Origin of the sequence: Microbulbifer sp. 2205BS26-8, assembly GCF_030731025.1 — a bacterium.
GTDB lineage: Bacteria > Pseudomonadota > Gammaproteobacteria > Pseudomonadales > Cellvibrionaceae > Microbulbifer > Microbulbifer spongiae.
This window is the reverse complement of the sequence record NZ_JAVAMR010000008.1, coordinates 13747-32225: the sequence shown is the minus strand read 5'-3', so window position 1 is coordinate 32225 and position 18479 is coordinate 13747. Positions and strand designations below refer to the sequence as shown.

The following is an 18479-nucleotide window of genomic DNA, read 5'->3' as shown; positions in this document are numbered from 1 at the left end:
TCTGCGTTTGCCCACTCAGAAGAAAGGCTCTCAACTTTCACCCATTGTTCTCCTTTATCCCGCCAGCGCCTCTCCACAGGCGGCTACCACCTGCTGCGTTGCATCGACTTTCGCTACTCTCCGCGCGGCCTGCGCCATCTCCAGCAGTTTCTGCGGATCCGACAATAATGTCCGCAGAAGCTCTGACAGCTTTTGCGCATCCATCTCGCGCTGCTGAATCACAATCGCCCCCCCCGCATCCTGCAACCACTGCCCATTGCGCGTCTGGTGGTCGTCTATCGCAAAAGGAAAAGGCACCATAATCGCACCGATACCGGCCGCGGCAATTTCCGACACCGTGAGCGCTCCCGCACGGCACAAGATCAAGTCGGCAGCGCTGTATGCCTCGGCCATATCGCCAATAAACGGCACAACCTCTGCCGCTACGCCGGCTGCCCGGTAGGCCTCCCGAGCCAACGCCAGGTGGCGCTCACCCGCCTGGTGCACCACCTTTGGACGCAGTGACGGCGGCAGCAAGGCAACGGCTTCTGGCACCATTGCGTTAATGGCAGCCGCTCCGAGACTGCCACCAAGCACCAGCAGACGGAGCGGCGACTCGGTACCAATACGCAATTGCGGCGCCGGCAACTGGACAATTTCACGACGCACCGGGTTGCCCACTTGCCGGGCCTGCGGCAAACCGCTGGGAAACGCCTCGAGCACCCGGTTGGCAATACGGGAAAGCAGCTTATTGGTGGTGCCTGCCACGGCATTTTGCTCGTGAATAATCAGCGGCCTACCGCTGAGGCGCGCCGCTACACCGCCGGGTCCGGTAACAAATCCGCCGAATCCGAGCACAGCATCGGGCTGTACCTTCCCGATCACCGTACGCGCCTGACGCACAGCGCGCGCAATCTGCACAGGCGCCTTCAGCAGGGCCAGCCTGCCTTTGCCGCGCACCCCTTCTACCGCAATAAAGTGCAGCGGGATGTTGGCCGGTGGCACCAACCGCGCTTCAATGCCATGCCGGGTGCCCAGCCATTCAACTCTGGCCCCCTGCTCCCGCAGGGCCTGCGCCACCGCCAGTGCCGGGAAGACATGTCCCCCGGTGCCGCCCGCCATCAGTAACAAGCGTTTACCCGAAAAGGCGCTTCTATCCCGGGACATCAAACCGTCCTCCTACTACGTCCCCGGCTCCCGGCCCGGCGCCAGAAAAAAGCCGGCAGTTGCTGCAAAAGCCCCTCGCCCTCACCACTGCCCTCGGCCTTCAGGCGCAGCTCGCCGCTGATACGTACTGCCAATCCCAATAGCGCGCAACACACAATCAGACTACTGCCACCGGAACTGACAAACGGCAGCGTCAACCCCTTGGTGGGCAACAAGCCCGAGGCCACCCCCATATTCACAAACGCCTGCCCCGCCAACAGAAATGCCATACCAAAAGCCAGCAGAGCGGCAAAAAAGTTCTGCCGCACCAGCGCCTTGCACACCAGTTGCAACAGTGCACAGGTCAGCACCACAAAGAGGCCGATTACAGCCAATCCACCCAACATACCCCACTCCTCGGCGAGAATGGCAAAAATAAAATCCGTATGCGCCTCGGGCAAATAAAACAGTTTCTGTACACTGTTACCCAGGCCAACCCCAAACCATTCACCGCGACCAAAAGCGATCAGCGACTGGGTGAGCTGGTAGCCACTGGCAAATTGATCCCTCCAGGGATCAAGAAATGTCAGCAACCGCTGTAAACGATAGGGGCTCATCAGGGCCATTAACGCCAGACCGCTGGCTGCCGCCAACACCAGTAAAAAAGTGTGCGGCAAGCGCGCACCGCCGAGAAAAACCATTGCCAGTACCGTGCCGGATAACACCACAACCGAGCCGAAATCCGGCTGCATGAGCAGTAACAGCGCAAAGATCCCGAGCACCGTCACCGGTACCATAAAACTGCTCCAGTGGTGCAGCTGCCTGTTGCGGCGAGTCAAAAAACTGGCGAAGAAAACCAGCATACAGAACTTGGCCACTTCCGCGGGCTGAATGGTGATACCACCAAACACCAGCCAGCGCCGGCTGCCATTCACCTCTCGACCGATACCCGGTACCAGAACCGCAATCAGTAGCAGACAGGCAAATAGCAACAGCGGCCAGGACAGGCGCGACCAGATCGCCAGGGGAATCTGGCTCACAACCAGTGCCACCATGCCACCAATCGCCAGAAAAGCCAGGTGCCGCTTGAGAAAGTACCAGGGGTCTGCGTATACATCCGAGGCAAAGGCAATAGAGGACGAAGCCACCATCACCACACCGATACTGACCAGTGCCAGCACACTAAACGGCAAAAGCCCATCGAAGAGATCGCGCTTTTGAGGAGACGAAAACAACGCGTTCACTCCGCACCTCCAGCGCTTTCACAGAGCGACGCTACCACCTGGCGGAAATCCTCGCCGCGGGCTTCAAAATTGCGGTACATATCGAAGCTGGCACAGGCCGGGGACAGGAGTACATAGTCGCCTCTGTGCGCCAGGGATCGAGCCAATACCACGGCCTCGGTCATGCTGGCCGCACGGCGGATGGCACACTTACCCGCAAAAACCTGTGCGACCTTGTCACCGTCTGTGCCAAGGGACACCATTGCGCGCAATGCGCTAGCGCTGTTGCTCAGCGCGGAAAAATCTGCCCCTTTGCCATCGCCGCCAGCAATCAGCACAATCTTGCTGGTGGCTGTTGCCAGTCCATCCAAAGCCGCCTGTGTCGCGCCGACGTTGGTGCCTTTGGAATCGTTGACATAGACCACACCCTCCAGGTCGGCGGTGCGCTCACAGCGGTGGGGCAGGCCCCTGAATGTGCGCAGCACCGACAACATGGCCTCCATGGCCAGACCGATGGCATTGCCCATCGCCAAAGCGGCCAGCGCGTTGGCAACATTGTGCCTGCCAACCATCGCCAGCGCATCAACCGGTAGCAGGGTTTTGGCACCCTGTGCCAGCCAGTTCTGGCCACCGACAGTGCGCACCCCAAACTGATTCAGATCGGGCTGGTCCAGACCAAAACTCCACTCGCATCTACCCTGAGACAAAGGCGCCCGGGTCAGCGAGTCGGCGCGGTTGATGACAAACTGCTGCGCATGGCGGTAAACCCGCTGTTTGGCCCGGTGGTATTCCACCATGCTAGGGTAGCGGTCCATATGGTCCGCACTCAGATTCAACACAGTGGCCACTGTGGGCGCCAGCGAATAGGTGGTCTCCAGTTGAAAGCTCGACAGCTCCAGCACAAACAATTGCGGTATTGGTCCCTGTAACAGATCGAGCACCGGAACGCCGATATTGCCACCGACCCGGACTGTTTTGCCGGACGCTTCCGCCATCCTGCCAAGCAGGGTGGTCACCGTGCTTTTGCCATTTGAGCCAGTGACCGCTGCCAGCTTTACCGAGGTTTTTTCTCTGGAGAGCGCTCGTGCAAACAGCTCGATATCCCCGATCACCGGGATACCCTCGCCAATGGCGCGTTGCAATACCGGCTCGGCCAGCGCAATGCCGGGGCTGGCAATAATTTCGCTGGCCGCCAGCACCGTATCGGGGTTCAGTGGCCCTGTTTCCACGGGGACCTGCGGAAACTCCCGGCGAAAGGCCTCGAGTCCCGGCGGATGGTCGCGGCTGTCGGCTACCACGGGGGCATAACCCATGCGCAGCAGGTAGCGCACCACCGATTTTCCGGTAGCGCCCAGTCCGATTACCAGTGCCCGCTGCGAAGTCGCGATCAGACTCATTGTGTTAATTACCGAAGTTTCAGCGTCGCCAGCCCAGCCAGCACCAGAATGACGGTGATAATCCAGAAACGGACAATCACCCGCGGTTCCGGCCAGCCTTTCAGTTCAAAATGGTGGTGCAGTGGCGCCATGCGAAAAATTCGTCTGCCGGTCAGTTTGAACGACGCCACCTGCAGGATCACGGATACCGTCTCCATGACGAACACCCCACCCATGATGAACAACACGATTTCATGACGGGTGATTACCGCGACTATTCCCAGTGCCGCGCCAAGGGCCAGCGCACCCATATCCCCCATAAACACCTGCGCCGGATAGGTGTTAAACCACAAAAACCCGAGCCCCGCGCCACACAGGGCCGCACAGATGACCGCCAGCTCCCCGGCGCCGGCAATCGCCGGTATATGCAGATAATTGGCGAACTCTACATGCCCGGATAAATAGGCGATAACACCCAGGGCGCCCCCCACCATCACCGTGGGCATAATGGCCAGGCCATCGAGGCCATCGGTCAGGTTCACGGCATTACTGGAACCCACCACCACAAAATATGTCAGCAAAACAAAACTGACCGGGCCCAGATTGATGGCAACATCTTTGAAAAAAGGTACAAAAAACTGTGTCTCAGCAGGACTTACTGCACTGAAATATAAATAGGTCGCCGCGCCCAGGCCGGCGATGGACTGCCAGAAATACTTCCAGCGGGCAATCAGGCCGCGGGGATTTCTGTGCACAACTTTTTTGTAATCATCCACAAATCCGACTGCCCCAAAAATAAAAATCACCAGTAACGTAACCCAGACATAGCGGTTACCCAGGTCCGACCACAGCAGTGCCGAGGAAAAAATCGAGGCGAGGATCAGCGTGCCGCCCATGGTAGGCGTACCGGATTTGCTCAGGTGACTCTGCGGGCCGTCATCGCGCACGGTCTGCCCTACCTGCAATTGGTTCAACCAGTTGATCATACGCGGCCCCACAACCAGGGAAATTCCCAGAGCAGTCAGCGCCGCCAGAATTGCACGCACAGTCAGGTAGTTGAATACCGCAAAGGTGCTTACATATTTTTGTAATACTTCTGCCAGCCAAAGCAGCATTACTTCTCTCCCCTGCTGTTGCCGAGCAGTGCCTGGGCCACCAGTTCCATTCGGGCGCTGCGTGAACCCTTGACCAATACGGTGGTATGCCTGTCCAGTTCGCGGGACACCGCCGCTATCAGCGGCGCTCTCTCCCGATAATTGTGCAGGGCTTCACGATGGCCCGCGCCAAAGGCTATACTGGCGGCAGTACCCAGCGGCCCCAGAGTAAACAGAGCATCGAGGCCGCGTTTGCGCGCCAGGGTACCGACACTGCGATGCAGCGCTTCCGCGTCCGGCCCCAGTTCAGCCATATCGCCGAGAACCAGGATTTTCCTGCCGGGTCGCTGCGCCAGCAATTCAATGGCCGCACCCACAGAACCCGGATTTGCGTTGTAGCTATCGTCGATTACCGTTGCACCAAGGATGCCCTGACGCGCTTGCAGGCGCCCGGCCACACCGCCGAGACCAGCAAGGCCGCGGGCAATGTCCACCGCCGGAATACCGCTGGCAAATGCGCAACCGGCGGCAATTAAGGCATTGTGCACATTGTGCTCGCCCAGTAACCGCAACACCACCGGGTGGGAGACCCCCTCAATCACCAGATCAAAAGTGGCACAACCACTTTCATTCAGAGCGATATGCTCCGCATGGATGGCACAGGAGTTAGTGAGACCCACCTCCAGGGTGCGGACACCTTCGGGCATCCGCCCGCGCCAGTAATCCGCGTAGCCATCATCGGCATTGATCACCGCGGTAGCTCCGACATCCAGGCAGGTATAAATCTGCCCTTTAGCTTTTGCGATGGCATCCACCGAGCCAAACCCTTCCACATGCGCGGGCATCACATTGTTGATCGCAGTCACTTGGGGTTTTCCGATACTGCAGAGATAACCAATATCGTCCGGACCGTTGGCACCCATCTCCAGAATCAAAACATCGTGCTGCTCTGAGAGCGCAAAAAGGGTCATCGGCAAACCGAGCTGATTATTTAAATTCCCCCTGGTGACGCAGGGCGTATGGTGCAGGGAGAAAATTGCCGACAGCATCTCCTTGACGGTGGTCTTGCCGCAAGAACCGGTCACGGCGATCACCGGCCCCTCAAATTGCTCGCGGCACAACAGTCCAATTTGTCCGAGTGCTACCGTGGTATCTTGCACGCGCCACTGAGGCAGACTGCAAGCGGGCACTTCGCGGTCCACCACCAGTCCCAAAACCTGACCATCCAGCGCACCGACAAAATCGTGCGCATCAAAATTGTCACCCACCAGGGCAACAAACAGAGCCTGGGAGTCCAGTTTGCGAGTATCGGTACAAACGCGGGAAAACTCGGTGGAGCCATTGATCAACGCACCGCCAAAGCGACTCTGTAACTGCTGAAGAGATAACGCGCGGATCACCAGGGCTCTCCTTGCATACCACTCCCGGCACTCGCACCCGAGCGCCGCTTCAGTGCCGCTGCCACCTGTTCATGATCACAGAAGTGACTTCTTTCACTGCCCACAATCTGATAATCCTCGTGGCCCTTACCGGCGATAATGACGATATCGCCCGGTTGCGCCGCTGCGACTGCACGGGCAATCGCCTCGGCCCGATCAATCTCCACCTCGATCGTGCTGGCCGCACCCTCGAGGATATCGTCAATAATTTGTTGTGGCTTTTCACTACGTGGATTGTCAGTGGTCACAATGGCGCGATCGGCCATCTCCGAGGCGATTCGTCCCATGGAAGCGCGTTTGCCTCGGTCCCGCTCACCGCCGCAGCCGAACACACACCAGAGATTGCCGCGACAATAGGGACGTGCGGCAGCCAGCGCCGCGCGCAGGGCATCGGGGGTATGGGCGTAATCCACCAGGACGCCGACATCATCAGCGCCCGCAACACGAACCCGCTCCATACGGCCCGGTACCGCTTGGATGGAGGGAAAGGCCGCGAGAATCGCCCCAAAGGGCATGCCCGCAGACGCCACAGCGGCTACCACTGCCAGTGCGTTGTAGATATTGAAGTCACCGATCAACGGGGCCTGCAGTTTGCCGCACCCCCAGGGCGTATTGAGTTCAACGGAAAATCCCTTCTCGTGACGGCGCAGGTCAGTGACGTGCAGGTCTCCCGCCTGCAGTCCGTAAGTCAGTATCTGCAGGCCGCGCACCTTACAGCGCTCGGCCAGCTGTGCACCGAAAGGATCATCCAGATTGATAATGCCGCGCTTGAGTTTGGGCAGCCCGAACAGCTTTTCCTTGGCCATGCCGTAGGCGACCATATTGCCGTGATAATCCAAGTGATCCCGAGACAGATTGGTAAAAATCGCCGTGTCAAACACTAGGCCATGTACGCGCCCTTGGGACAGGGAGTGAGAGGAAACTTCCATCGCCGCGGCGAACACACCACGGTCGCGGTAGTCAGCAAAATCCGCCTGCAGACGCACGGGGTCCGGTGTCGTAAGCCCGGTTTCCTGCAATTCGATAACCCGGTTGTGCCAGATGCCACTGCCGATGGTGCCGATCAGCGCGGCGCTGCCAAAGTGATGCGCCAGCAACTGGGAAATCAGATAGGCACAGGTGGTTTTACCATTGGTACCGGTCACGCCCACCAAGTGCATTCGTTCACTGGGGTTGCCGTGAAAACGCGCTGCAATTTCACCGGCGCGCTTGGCCAGCCCGGGCACGCCGACCACCTGAATATCGCCGCGGTTGATACACTCCAGCCTGTCGCTGTCGGCCAGTACCGCAGCTGCACCGGCGGCGATAGCCGCATCGATATATTCTCGCCCGTCCACAACAGAACCGCGCAGCGCCATAAAGACATCGCCGGCTTTTACCCGACGGCTGTCCAGAGCAACACCTGTCACCGACACATCGGGGATTCCGGCGTATCCGGGCACCAGTTCCCGCAGAGAAATGCCGTGTTGTTTGCGCTGATTCACGATTTTGTACCTCTCTCGCTTAACTGCGCGGTTAACTGGCGTTCTGCCGGCTCCACCCGCTCAGGGGGTACCTGCAGCAGGTGCATGGCCCCGGTCATCACCGAGCCGAAAACCGGCGCGGCCACTTCCCCACCGTAATACTTGGCCTGGCTCGGATCATCAATCACCACAACCGCCGCCAAACGCGGGTTATCTGCAGGAATAAACCCTGCAAAGACCGATCGATAGCGGTTGTCCGCATAGCCACTGCTGCCTACCTTGTGTACCGTGCCGGTCTTGCCCGCTACACGGTAGCCCTCCACTGCAGCCAGCCGCCCTGTACCGCGGGAGCCAATAACGGTTTCCAGCATGGCGGACACCTGCTCTGCGAGAGGTGCTGCAATTACCCGCTCTGGCTCCGCAGTGGTGGTATCTGTGGATAAAACCAGTGAAACCGGGCGCTTGATCCCGGCATTGGCCAGCACGCTATACGCCTGGGCCAGTTGCACTCCATTTACGGTTAAACCGTAGCCGAAGGCGAAATTGGCCCGCTCGATCGGGTGCCAACGGTTGCGACTGGGCAGGATGCCCGGAGTCTCACCGGGGAAACCACTGCCAACCGCCGCCCCCAGACCCAGTCGATAAAAGAGTTCCCGCAAACCGTTTGGTTCCAGGTCCAGGGCGATTTTTGTGATACCCACCTGACTCGACTTGGTGATAACGCCGGTCAGATCCAGCTTTCCATAGTTAATGGGGTCCACCAGGGTTTTCCCCGGTACACGGATATAGCCGGGATTAGTATCGATCTGGGTTTGGGGTTTATAACGACCGCTCTCCAACGCAGCCAGTACGGTCAGGGGTTTCACTGTGGAGCCGGGTTCAAACTGATCGATCAGGGCGCGATTGCGCATCGCAGTCGCTTTTACTCCTTTGCGATTGTTGGGATTAAACGAGGGCTGATTGGCCATCGCCAGAACATCGCCGCTTTGGGTATCCAGAATCACCATAAAGCCGGAGGAGGCACCGTTCTTGGCCACAGCGCGCTTCAGCTCCCGGTAGGCCAGGTACTGCAGGCGCATATCGATAGACAGACGCAAATCGCGCCCCGGTCGCGCTTCGCGCTGGATCGACAGATCCTGCACTGTGCGCCCCTTCAGGTCCTTGACCACCTGCTGCGCACCGGACTGGCCAGAGAGCCAGTCGTCGTAAGCGAGTTCCAGCCCCTCCTGGCCGCGATCGTCAATATCGGTAAAGCCTACAAGCTGAGCCACCATCTCCCCGGCTGGGTAGAAACGCCGGTACTCCTTTCTGCTGAAAACCCCGGCGACATCCAGTGTCAGCACCCGCTCGGCCTGCTCCGGCGCCAGGTGGCGACGCAGGTACATAAACTCCCTGTCGCGGTACCTCTGCAGCCGCGCGGTCAGCTTGGTAGGCTTCAGGTCCAGCGCATGGGCCAGTCGCTGCAAAGCCCCCTCACCGGCCTCACGCAACAGCTTGGGGTTGGCCCAGAGACTGTGTACCGGTGTGCTGACCGCCAGCAGCTCGCCGTTTCGGTCGACAATAGAGCCCCGATAGGCGGCGATCTCTTCAGTGCGGATGGTGCGCGCTCGCCCCTGATCCTGCAGGAACTGGTAACCACGTTCGGCAGCGGGCAATACCTGGAGGCGGGCCAAATGCAGGATCAGTGCTAGGGCCAGCAGACACAGCAGGGCCGCCACCAGCACAAAGCGCCAGCGGGCAATGCCCGGTTGGATCTGTTTTTTCTTGACTACACCCATGGTTTTCCAATTGGCGTTACGTTTTCACTTTGAGACCAACACTCCCTCTGAGGGCTGTTGGTTCACCGCCCCCAAACACCGCGCAAATACGCAAGGATTTACGATTATTCGCCGGCGTTGCAGACCTTAAATGCGCAAAGCCACGGAAAACTATTACTGGTTCGCGCTCGCCACACCGGCCTTTATCAGATTACTCACTCGGCACCAGCACCTGTTCGGCAGGGGCAGGCACATGCATTCCCAACTTTTCTCTCGCCACCTTTTCCACGCGACCGTAAGCAGACCAGGCCCCCTTCTCCAGCAGAAGGCGCTCCTGCTCATAGCGCAACTCATCGCGGGTTTTTTGCGCCTTGCCCAATTCTGCCGTGAGTTCCCTGCCCAGTTGGGTGGAATAAACCACGGCGAGAGCCGATACCAGCGTCGCCAGCCACAAGAGTCCCACACCGATCAGCGCCTTGCGGTACATTCATTCAGTCTCCGCCCAGCTTTTCCGCAGTGCGCATCACCGCACTGCGCGAGCGCTGATTGTCTTCTGCTTCAAAGGCAGTCGCCTTTAGCGCCTTGCCCACAGAGCGCAAGGATCTTGCAATCTGGTTGTGCATCACCGGAAGCCCGCGTGGCAGCAGCGGCCCCCGTTCCTGTGCGCGGATAAACCGTTTCACCAAGCGGTCCTCCAGGGAGTGGAAACTGATAATCACCAGCCTTCCGCCCGGTGCCAACAGTGCCAGCGACTTCTCCAACGCACTCTGCAGGTCATCCAGCTCTCCATTGATATGGATGCGAATGGCCTGGAAAACCCGGGTGGCCGGGTGTTTGCCTTTTTCCCAGGCGGGATTGGCGGCCTTGACCACCTGAGCCAGATCGAGTGTGCGCACGAAAGGTTGCTCTGCCCGGCGGCGCACTATGGCGGTGGCCATGCGCCGGGCAAAGCGCTCCTCCCCGTATTCCCTGAACACCCGGGCCATCTCGGCTTCGGCCTCGGTGTTCACCCACTGGGCCGCACTGATGCCGCGACTGGTATCCATGCGCATATCCAGCGGACCATCTCGCATAAAACTAAAACCGCGTTCCGCCCGATCCAGTTGCGGAGAGGACACACCCAGATCCAGCAGTACTCCCCTGACCTGGCCCGCCTGCTCTCCAGCGGCACGGTCCATATCCGCAAAGGAGCCATGCCAGATAGAAAACCGCGAGTCAGTGCCAAAGTGCCGCCTGGCATATTCTATGGCCTGGGGATCCTTATCCACCGCCAGCAAGCGCCCGCCGGGGCCCAGTCGTTCCAGGATGGCTGCGCTGTGCCCCCCGCGACCAAAGGTGCCATCAATATAAAAGTCGTCGGGTTCTGTTACCAGGGCGTCCACGGCCTCGCGCAACAACACACTGCGATGCAATTCCTGAGACACCCGGCGAACTCCTTATAATGAGAGGGATGCCATTTCCCCTGGCATGCCCTCATCGCCTTCACTGTCATCGAGCCAGGACATCCAGTGCGCTTCGCTCCAAAGCTCCAGTTTTTTGCCCTGTCCAACCAGCATCAACCGCTTTTCCAGCCCGGCATATTCCCGCAGAGTCGGGGGTATCAACACACGACCATTGCCATCCATCTGCAGTTCACAGGCATAGCCGATCAGCAGGCGCTGGGCGCGGCGTGCCACCTTGTTGAAACTGGGCAGGGCCTCGATCTTTGGCAATATCTGCTGCCACTGAGGCGCTGGATACACCAGGAGGCAGCGCTCTTCCGTGTGTGCAGTCACTACCAGGCAGCCGGCACAGGCCTCCATCAGCTTGTCGCGGACGCGCGCCGGTATGGCCAGACGCCCTTTGGCGTCCATATTGATTGCATGGCTGCCCAAATACACTTCGTGATACTTGCTCGCTACGGATCCCGCTTAGCGCAACAGACACCCCTCTGATGAACCCATAGCGGGGAAGCCCAAACGTGATCCACACAATGTAATTACTCACTTACTACAAGACACTAAACCACAAAATTCCACGATTTTCCACTTTCCCCCACTTTTCACACTATAAAACTGGTCAACACAAAGTCAAGGAAATAGACTGCAAAGCCCCTTTGCCCCCGGTAAATCCACGGCCTACAAAGGAAATACGGGCAGTGGCGCAGGAACCCCGCTTGTAATTTACTGAATTTGAGAGAGCGCTCACTCGCATAATAATCAAATATTTTAAACTAATTGGATGCCCTAATTGAAATCTGCTAGCCTCCCTGAGACCTGTCAAGACTCGCAAAACGCAAGGGCAAACCGGGGGATTAGCCAAACTCACCCGGCTTCCAAAGCAATTGGCCGTAGAATGGGTTTGTCCCCGCTGCTCTCCCACACCGGTGCTTAAAAGACGCCGCCACTGAAGATTCTGTTTGTTCATTTTTGTCGTGAATTGTCACCCGCCAACGTCTCCGGGCTGGCCTGGTCAATGCACTTCCTCGCCGGCCCCCGATGCACGGGCGATCGTACAGCCCACAGGGCGTTGTCCTCTGTGGGTGAAACCCGGTCACATCTGGTACTTTGTTCGGATGCACGATTGTGCTCTGTGATGCCACAGCGAGCTTTCCAAATGACCATGCCATCAATCCGGGTATTTCGACTGCCTTATGAATTAGCCCTGCCTTCTCTGTGTGCAAAACTGCCTTAAGCTCCCCCTTTTGAAACGTTTTATCACCGGCAATACAGCCCGTTGGTGGACAATGTATTTCAGTATTTTCAAGTCCGGGGATGTCCGTAAAATAACTTGTCCTGGAGGTCATTATTGGCCGACCTGCCATTTCACTTTTAGCGCAGCCTCCTCTGTTATTTGTGTGACAGAGGACAAATGCGGTACCGTTGCGCACGAGGTAACTTGCGCCTTGCTTTTCCTGTGTGCTTTCACCCCCATTAAAGACACAGAAGGCTGGGTCATTTTTGTGAGATGACCCTTTGTTTCGAATAATTCACTTGCAAGTGCAACCAAAACTTTAAGGAATAAACAACAAGGGCAAAAAATATGCATAAATTCCTACTCATCTTTTTATTTTGGTCAACCTTTGCACTTGGCAATCAAATTCCACTGTCAGACTTGGTGCGGCATGCCGATATCGAGGAGGTGAAAATTTCCCCTACCGGTACCCACCTGGCCATACGAAAACTATATGAAGGGGAACGTGTCATTGTGTTTATGTCGATCAAACCCCTGAAAGTCACCGGCCATCTACGCTTTTCAGGCAAAGAAGAGGTGGGAGATTTCTACTAGGCCAACGATAAAAGAGTAGTTGCCGAAGTACTGTCACGCAAAGCAGGCCTGGAATCTCCGGTTTTTTATGGCTCCCTGTACGCAATTAACTTCGATGGAACCCAAGGGATGAATATTTTTGGCCACTTATCAGGTCGAAAGCAAGTGGGATCACGTATAAAAAGATCTGAGTCCACCTACGCACATGCAGTTATAATTAATCCTTTGCTGAAGAAGAAAGATAAAATACTGGTTTCTACCACGCCCTGGGCTAAAAATGGGGAAACTACTGGAGAAGTTCTAGAGATTAATATTTATAACGGCGTAAAAAAAGGGTCGTAGGGTTACCCATCGCCGATGGTCGAGCCTATACAGACGGCAATGGCAATCTCCTTTTTGCTCGAGGAACAAACAAGGAGGGATTTCTCCGACTGTATAAAAAGGATAAAAATGGCTGGAGCAAAGTTAAAGATAACACCCTAGAGAGTGGCAGACCCGTCGGCATGGATCTCGAAACTAGTGAGGCTTACCTTGAGATAGGCCGCGAAGGAAAAACAGAGCAATTGGTTAGAATGCAGACCAATAATGATGAATACTTACCCGTTTTTGAAGACAATATTTCGGATTTCAGCGGCATTATATACCATCCAACCTCCAATAAGCCACTAGGAGTCCACCTGGATCCAGATTACCCAAAAGAGTCCTTTTTCGATGAAGGGGACGGGTTTGCGGCTTACTTTCGGGGGCTAAAAAAAGCCTTCGAGGGCTACAGCATCCGCTTTACCAGCTTTAGCTCCGATGGTGCTCTGGGTGTTCTCAAAGTCAGTGGGGACCGACTCCCTGGCGACTATTTTTTGGCCAACTTGACCACCAAGAAAGTAGACTTTCTAATCTCCTCATCGGAATGGCTTGATCCAAAACAGCTCAATCCTATGCAGGCTGATGCTTTTATTACAGAAGATGGGTTCAGGATTGGCACTTATCTCACGTTTCCTCGCGATGATAAAAAGACTCTGCCGTTGGTGGTCATACCACACGGAGGACCTCACTCCCGCGATTATTGGGGGTATCATCAAGACGCTCAAATATTATCTCAAAACGGATACCTGGTGCTGCAGATCAACTTTCGCGGCTCTACGGGCTATGGAGACCACTTCTATGATGCTGGCCGGCTCGAATGGGGTGGTAAAATTCAGAGAGATATCTTTGACGCGGTGCACTGGGCAATAGAAAAAGGATATGCCGACCCCGAACGTATTTGCATCTTTGGAGCCAGCTTTGGCGGCTACTCTGCTTTAATGAACCCTATAAGGTATCCCGACCTCTACCAATGTGCCATAGGTTATGTAGGTGTGTACGATCTAGAAATGATGTACAAGAAAGGGGATATCAAACGGCGTGACCGGGGTCTCGCTTATCTAAAGAGGGAACTGAGCAAAGATAAAGATTTTCTCAAGAAAAATTCACCGGTACACAACACCAGCAAACTCAACCTTCCCCTAATGATTGTTCACGGCAAGCGGGATGAGCGCGCACCTGTAGAACATGCCGAACTTTTATTAAAACAATTAAAGAAAGAAAATAAACCGGTAAAATCCCTTATCATCTCCAACGCGGGGCACGGATTTTACAGTGAGGAAAACAATCTACAATTCTACACAGAATTATTGCGCTTTCTGGATCAACACATCGGTGTTGGCGCTTCTGAACAACAATCCAGCCAAGGGTAAATATAGCATCCTCCCAAGATCAGGCGGCATCGCTACCGGATCTTGGCGCTGGCTTAAGGCTGACCCAATAGGGATTACAAGGCACAAAGGCTGTTTCTCCAGCACGCTAATGCAGCCGATCAGAGCTCTGGCTGGCTTTAGCCGGTTACCCAGCGGGCTGCTCAAATCCATGGGAAAGCACAAGGTAATAGATCACCTGCGGCTGTTGGGATTGCGAAACAAGTTAAAGTTGAAAGCCCCGCTTTCACCGGGGGCCATGCGCACTAATGCAATATGGGCTGGTTCGATAAAGAGTTCTGTCATGGGCCGTTTGCCGCGTAAAACCTGCACAAGCAATCTGCAAGCATCCTCCTCGGTAAAACACCAATGATCGTCATCGTACACTACCGTATCGATACTGCCCGCCCGGAGAATACAATCGGAATGTTCCGTCAACCAGAGCCAACACGCTTGAAACGGGATGATCTGCTGCATGGGCTCTAGTCATTCAGTGCAATTACGCTTTGCGCGCCACCCTTAATATCAAATTCTTCGGCAATCTGCCTGCACCAGCGATTGAGGCGCTCGGCAGTCATGCTTTCCTGCTGATCCTCATCAATAGCCAGGCCGACAAATCGATCCTCACCTTCAATTTCCGCTTTTGACGCCTCAAACTCATAACTCTCTGTAGACCATTGGCCAATGATGGTGGCTCCGCGCTCAACGATAGCGTCGTGCAGCATACCCATAGCATCCAGGAAGTAGTCACCGTAGCCAAATTGATCACCCAGGCCAAACAGTGCGACCGCCTTGTTAGTGAAATCTATCTCCTGTACATCCTCCCAGAAATCCTCCCAATCGGACTGAATCTGGCCGAAATCCCAAGTGGGAATACCAAAAATCAATTGCTTGTAATTGGCGATATCCAGTTGGGTGACATCGGCAATATCGAATAGGTCCACCCGATCATCGCCCAAGCGGGCGCGGATGCGCAGGGCAACGGATTCAGTATTGCCCTCATCGCTGCCATAAAACAAACCGATTTTGCTCACAGTCATTCCTCTTTGCCCATGTAGGGCCACACCAGATACCATTCGCGGAGGCGGCGTATTCTCCCAGTAATCCCCGGGCGCGGCAAGCGGCTCTAAAGGGCCGTAATACGGCTGAAAAGACGCTCAAGCGGTGGGGAAACAGGTCAGATTTGGCGGGAAGGGTGCGCCGGAGGTGGCGCACATGCGTGGGGGCTAAGGCTGGCCTCTAAACAGTATCAGGACTCGCCGGCATTCCTTGCACCACGACTGTGACCCCGCAGTTTCTGCCGGTTTTCCCTACGCTTATCTTTCAGCTCAGCTAACTTGGCCTTTTGCTCATCAGTGAGAATCGCCTCGAACTGCTGGCGCATCTGGTAACGGTTTTGCATCTGCCGTACTTTCAGTTTGCCCAGTTCCGCGCCAAACTGATCCAGAGTAGACTGCTCGGCACTGCGCTCTATGGCGGTATGAATTTGCTGGCGCAGCTCTTTGAGCTGTTTGCGCAGGGCCATTCTCGCCTCCCTGGTGCTCTCCCGGTTGGATTTTAGCTGCGCCCTTTGACCCTCAGTCAACTGCAGTTCGCGAGCCATATGCTCAAATCCATACCTGTGGTGGCCTTCTCCACCACCGAAAGCCAGTGTTGTCCCAGGAGCGGCCAGCACGCCAGCTAATGCCAGGCTGCCCATTGCTAGTTTCCAATTTTTCATCGCTTGGTCCTCTCGTTGGTATTCAGCCACTACATGGTAAGTCCAGCCTGTGTAAACTGGGGCAAACCCCAGTAAACATTTGTTAAGAACCGTAAAAAGCCGGGGCAACAGAAGCAATAAACGCCAGCGCTTTGCATATAATGGCTTCACAGCAATCGAGAGCATCCCATGAGCCGCATCCTTCTGATCGATGACGATACTGAACTGACCGATCTGCTGCAGGAGTTCCTGAGCGGCGAGGGATTTGACGTGACCGCGGCAAACGATGGCGCTCACGGATTGGAGTTGGCACAGAGCCAGAATTTCGATGCCCTGATACTGGACGTAATGCTACCGGTGCACAATGGGTTTGAAGTGCTGCGCAAGCTGCGCGAAGAGGCGTCCCCCACAAACCCCTCCCTGCCTGTCATCATGCTCACAGCCAGGGGCGATACCGTGGACCGTATCGTAGGCCTGGAAATGGGCGCCGATGACTACCTGCCCAAACCCTGTAATCCCCGTGAACTGGCAGCGCGCCTGCGCGCGATACTGCGCCGGGGGCGGATTGAGGAACCGGAGAACAGCGATGACAGCCTGAACAGCGGCCAGCTGCGCCTGCTGCCAGCGAAACACCAGGGCTACTGGAGCGACCAGACCCTGTCTCTCACCGGTGCCGAGTTCGCGGTACTCAAGGTATTGGTACAACACGCGGGAGATGTGGTGAGCAAAGAGATCCTGACCGAGAATGCACTGGGGCGCAAGTTGATGCCCTATGACCGCTCCATTGATGTGCATGTGAGTAATATCCGCAAAAAATTGGCCGGTAAGGGCGCCAGCCGCGATCTGATTATTAATATCCGCGGTGCCGGTTATATGCTTACCCAGGGCAAGCGGTAGGCCCCTGCAACGATGCGCAGCCTCTTCTGGAAAATGTTCTTCGGCGCCTGGATTACTGCCATGGTGATGGTGGTGGCTGCCGTTTACATTACCCATTTTGGCGAGTTCGGCGATCCCCGCCAGAAAGAGCGCTGGGAGGGTGCCCTGTTCCGTGAGGTCATGCGCAATATGCGTATTACGCGCCGCCACGGACCCGAGCATTTCCAGCACTGGCTCGAACGGGCACCCAAGAAGGTGCAACGCCGGGTCTACGCCCTGGACCCGCAGGGCAGGGATTTACTCGGCCGCCCCATCCCCGCCGGCATGGAGCCGCTGATCAACAGCCTGAATTACCGCAACCGCGAAGCGTACATGCTGGTGGACAAGCAGCCCACCGTGGCTTTTTTTCTGCCCATGCGCAGTGGGAATCCACTGCGCATTGCACTTATAGCCGGGAAGAGCAAGGAAGGACTGCTACTGAGCTTTCTATGGCGCAATTTCTGGCCCATGCTGTTGCTCTCCATGATCGCCTCGGGAATCGCTTGCTATTGGCTGGCCCGCTACCTGAGTCGCGCCCTGGATCAACTGCGCGCCGCCACCAAACGGGTCGCCGCCGGTGAGCTGGACTACCGGGTTGCCCCCAGCCTGCGTACCCGCAACGATGAGTTGACCGGTCTGGCACTGGATTTCGACTCGATGACCGCACAACTACAGGAGTCAATGTCCGAGCAGCGTCGCCTGATCAAGGATGTATCCCACGAACTGCGCTCCCCCTTGGCAAGATTGCAGGTAGCCCTGGCCATCGCGCGGCAAAAACAAGTAACAGCCCTGGGCCCCGAGCTGGACAAGATCGGCAAAGCCGCGGACTACCTGGAAGACATTATCGCCGATGTACTGTCCCTGCCCGTCAGCGGCCCCAAGCAGCGGCCCCTGGACGATGTCGTGGAAATCAACACCTTGTTCTCAGCGCTGATCGACGACTTGCAGAGTGAAGCGGAAGAAAAGGGCTTGAGCATCAATGTCAGTACAAACAGCGCCGAGTCACTGGTGGCCACCCGGGGCAGTTCCCTCACTGCAGCACTGGAAAACATCCTACGAAACGCCATTAAATACAGCCCCAGAGGCGGCCTGGTCCGGGTGCTGGTCAAAGCATCCAGTGATGCCTGTCGAATATCTGTGATCGACTCCGGATCCGGCGTAGCGGAGGATGAACTCGCAGCCATCTTCCGCCCCTTCTACCGCACAGACACTGCACGCACCCGGGAAAGCGGTGGCTTGGGTCTGGGGCTGGCTATAGCCCAGCGAACCATCTTGCATCACGGGGGCACCATTACTGCGTATAACAGCAGCCGGGCGGGTTTATGCGTCGAAATTAAACTGCCACTATTGCACATCACTGACGATTAATCGGCATGAACATGCTATACCATGCCTATCGTCAACCGTCCTTGGTG

Annotated in this window: 18 protein-coding genes; 5 read left to right on the top strand and 13 right to left on the bottom strand. The window is 56.5% G+C overall.

Annotation, left to right across the window (positions count from 1 at the left end):
* Positions 1-54: 54 nt before the first annotated feature.
* From murG to mraZ, 10 genes are all read right to left on the bottom strand, one after another.
* Positions 55-1146, bottom strand: a complete 1092-nt coding sequence (gene murG, locus Q5Y71_RS04450; protein ID WP_306040413.1) for an undecaprenyldiphospho-muramoylpentapeptide beta-N-acetylglucosaminyltransferase — start codon at positions 1144-1146, stop codon at positions 55-57.
* Positions 1146-2369: a putative lipid II flippase FtsW gene (gene ftsW, locus Q5Y71_RS04445; RefSeq protein ID WP_306040411.1), complete on the bottom strand. Its 1224-nt coding sequence runs from the start codon at positions 2367-2369 to the stop codon at positions 1146-1148. The genes murG and ftsW overlap by 1 nt, the downstream gene beginning before the upstream one ends.
* On the bottom strand, positions 2366-3745 hold the full coding sequence (murD, locus tag Q5Y71_RS04440) for a UDP-N-acetylmuramoyl-L-alanine--D-glutamate ligase (RefSeq protein WP_306040409.1): 1380 nt from the start codon (positions 3743-3745) through the stop codon (positions 2366-2368). The genes ftsW and murD overlap by 4 nt, the downstream gene beginning before the upstream one ends.
* A gap of 8 nt (positions 3746-3753) precedes the next feature.
* Positions 3754-4839, bottom strand: a complete 1086-nt coding sequence (gene mraY, locus Q5Y71_RS04435) for a phospho-N-acetylmuramoyl-pentapeptide-transferase (RefSeq protein ID WP_306040407.1) — start codon at positions 4837-4839, stop codon at positions 3754-3756.
* Complete coding sequence (gene murF, locus Q5Y71_RS04430) at positions 4839-6218, bottom strand: UDP-N-acetylmuramoyl-tripeptide--D-alanyl-D-alanine ligase (protein WP_306040405.1); 1380 nt, start codon at positions 6216-6218, stop codon at positions 4839-4841. Before murF ends, mraY begins: the two co-directional genes overlap by 1 nt.
* Positions 6215-7741 carry a UDP-N-acetylmuramoyl-L-alanyl-D-glutamate--2,6-diaminopimelate ligase gene (locus tag Q5Y71_RS04425; protein WP_306040404.1) on the bottom strand — a complete coding sequence of 509 codons (1527 nt, stop codon included), beginning with the start codon at positions 7739-7741 and terminating at the stop codon, positions 6215-6217. The genes murF and Q5Y71_RS04425 overlap by 4 nt, the downstream gene beginning before the upstream one ends.
* Positions 7738-9498 carry a penicillin-binding protein 2 gene (locus Q5Y71_RS04420; protein WP_306040403.1) on the bottom strand — a complete coding sequence of 587 codons (1761 nt, stop codon included), beginning with the start codon at positions 9496-9498 and terminating at the stop codon, positions 7738-7740. The genes Q5Y71_RS04425 and Q5Y71_RS04420 overlap by 4 nt, the downstream gene beginning before the upstream one ends.
* A gap of 190 nt (positions 9499-9688) precedes the next feature.
* Positions 9689-9964: a cell division protein FtsL gene (ftsL, locus tag Q5Y71_RS04415; protein ID WP_306040401.1), complete on the bottom strand. Its 276-nt coding sequence runs from the start codon at positions 9962-9964 to the stop codon at positions 9689-9691.
* A 4-nt stretch (positions 9965-9968) separates the two neighbouring features.
* The gene (rsmH, locus tag Q5Y71_RS04410; protein WP_306040400.1) at positions 9969-10901 is read right to left on the bottom strand and encodes a 16S rRNA (cytosine(1402)-N(4))-methyltransferase RsmH; all 933 of its coding nucleotides are present in this window, start codon (positions 10899-10901) and stop codon (positions 9969-9971) included.
* Positions 10902-10913: 12 nt separating this feature from the next.
* Positions 10914-11357: a division/cell wall cluster transcriptional repressor MraZ gene (mraZ, locus tag Q5Y71_RS04405; protein WP_301414406.1), complete on the bottom strand. Its 444-nt coding sequence runs from the start codon at positions 11355-11357 to the stop codon at positions 10914-10916.
* Positions 11358-12498: 1141 nt separating this feature from the next.
* Between mraZ and Q5Y71_RS04400 the strand changes: the two genes are divergently transcribed.
* The 3 genes from Q5Y71_RS04400 to Q5Y71_RS04390 all read left to right on the top strand — a co-directional run bounded on the left by Q5Y71_RS04400 (position 12499) and on the right by Q5Y71_RS04390 (position 14453).
* Positions 12499-12744 carry a hypothetical protein gene (locus tag Q5Y71_RS04400; RefSeq protein ID WP_306040398.1) on the top strand — a complete coding sequence of 82 codons (246 nt, stop codon included), beginning with the start codon at positions 12499-12501 and terminating at the stop codon, positions 12742-12744.
* 108 nt (positions 12745-12852) lie between these two features.
* The gene (locus Q5Y71_RS04395) at positions 12853-13065 is read left to right on the top strand and encodes a hypothetical protein (RefSeq protein ID WP_306040397.1); all 213 of its coding nucleotides are present in this window, start codon (positions 12853-12855) and stop codon (positions 13063-13065) included.
* A 161-nt stretch (positions 13066-13226) separates the two neighbouring features.
* Entirely contained in the window at positions 13227-14453 is a 1227-nt protein-coding gene (locus tag Q5Y71_RS04390; RefSeq protein WP_306040396.1) for a S9 family peptidase, read from the top strand.
* 192 nt (positions 14454-14645) lie between these two features.
* Here Q5Y71_RS04390 and Q5Y71_RS04385 read toward each other — a convergent pair whose 3' ends face one another.
* The 3 genes from Q5Y71_RS04385 to Q5Y71_RS04375 all read right to left on the bottom strand — a co-directional run bounded on the left by Q5Y71_RS04385 (position 14646) and on the right by Q5Y71_RS04375 (position 16170).
* Positions 14646-14927 carry a hypothetical protein gene (locus Q5Y71_RS04385; RefSeq protein WP_306040395.1) on the bottom strand — a complete coding sequence of 94 codons (282 nt, stop codon included), beginning with the start codon at positions 14925-14927 and terminating at the stop codon, positions 14646-14648.
* A 5-nt stretch (positions 14928-14932) separates the two neighbouring features.
* The gene (locus Q5Y71_RS04380; protein WP_306040394.1) at positions 14933-15484 is read right to left on the bottom strand and encodes a flavodoxin; all 552 of its coding nucleotides are present in this window, start codon (positions 15482-15484) and stop codon (positions 14933-14935) included.
* A 215-nt stretch (positions 15485-15699) separates the two neighbouring features.
* Complete coding sequence (locus Q5Y71_RS04375) at positions 15700-16170, bottom strand: Spy/CpxP family protein refolding chaperone (protein ID WP_306040393.1); 471 nt, start codon at positions 16168-16170, stop codon at positions 15700-15702.
* Between the two features lie 168 nt (positions 16171-16338).
* Here Q5Y71_RS04375 and Q5Y71_RS04370 point away from each other — a divergent pair, with 168 nt between their 5' ends.
* Both Q5Y71_RS04370 and Q5Y71_RS04365 read left to right on the top strand, forming a co-directional pair.
* Positions 16339-17046 carry a response regulator transcription factor gene (locus Q5Y71_RS04370; RefSeq protein ID WP_306040391.1) on the top strand — a complete coding sequence of 236 codons (708 nt, stop codon included), beginning with the start codon at positions 16339-16341 and terminating at the stop codon, positions 17044-17046.
* A gap of 12 nt (positions 17047-17058) precedes the next feature.
* The gene (locus Q5Y71_RS04365; protein WP_306040389.1) at positions 17059-18432 is read left to right on the top strand and encodes an ATP-binding protein; all 1374 of its coding nucleotides are present in this window, start codon (positions 17059-17061) and stop codon (positions 18430-18432) included.
* Positions 18433-18479 lie beyond the last annotated feature (47 nt).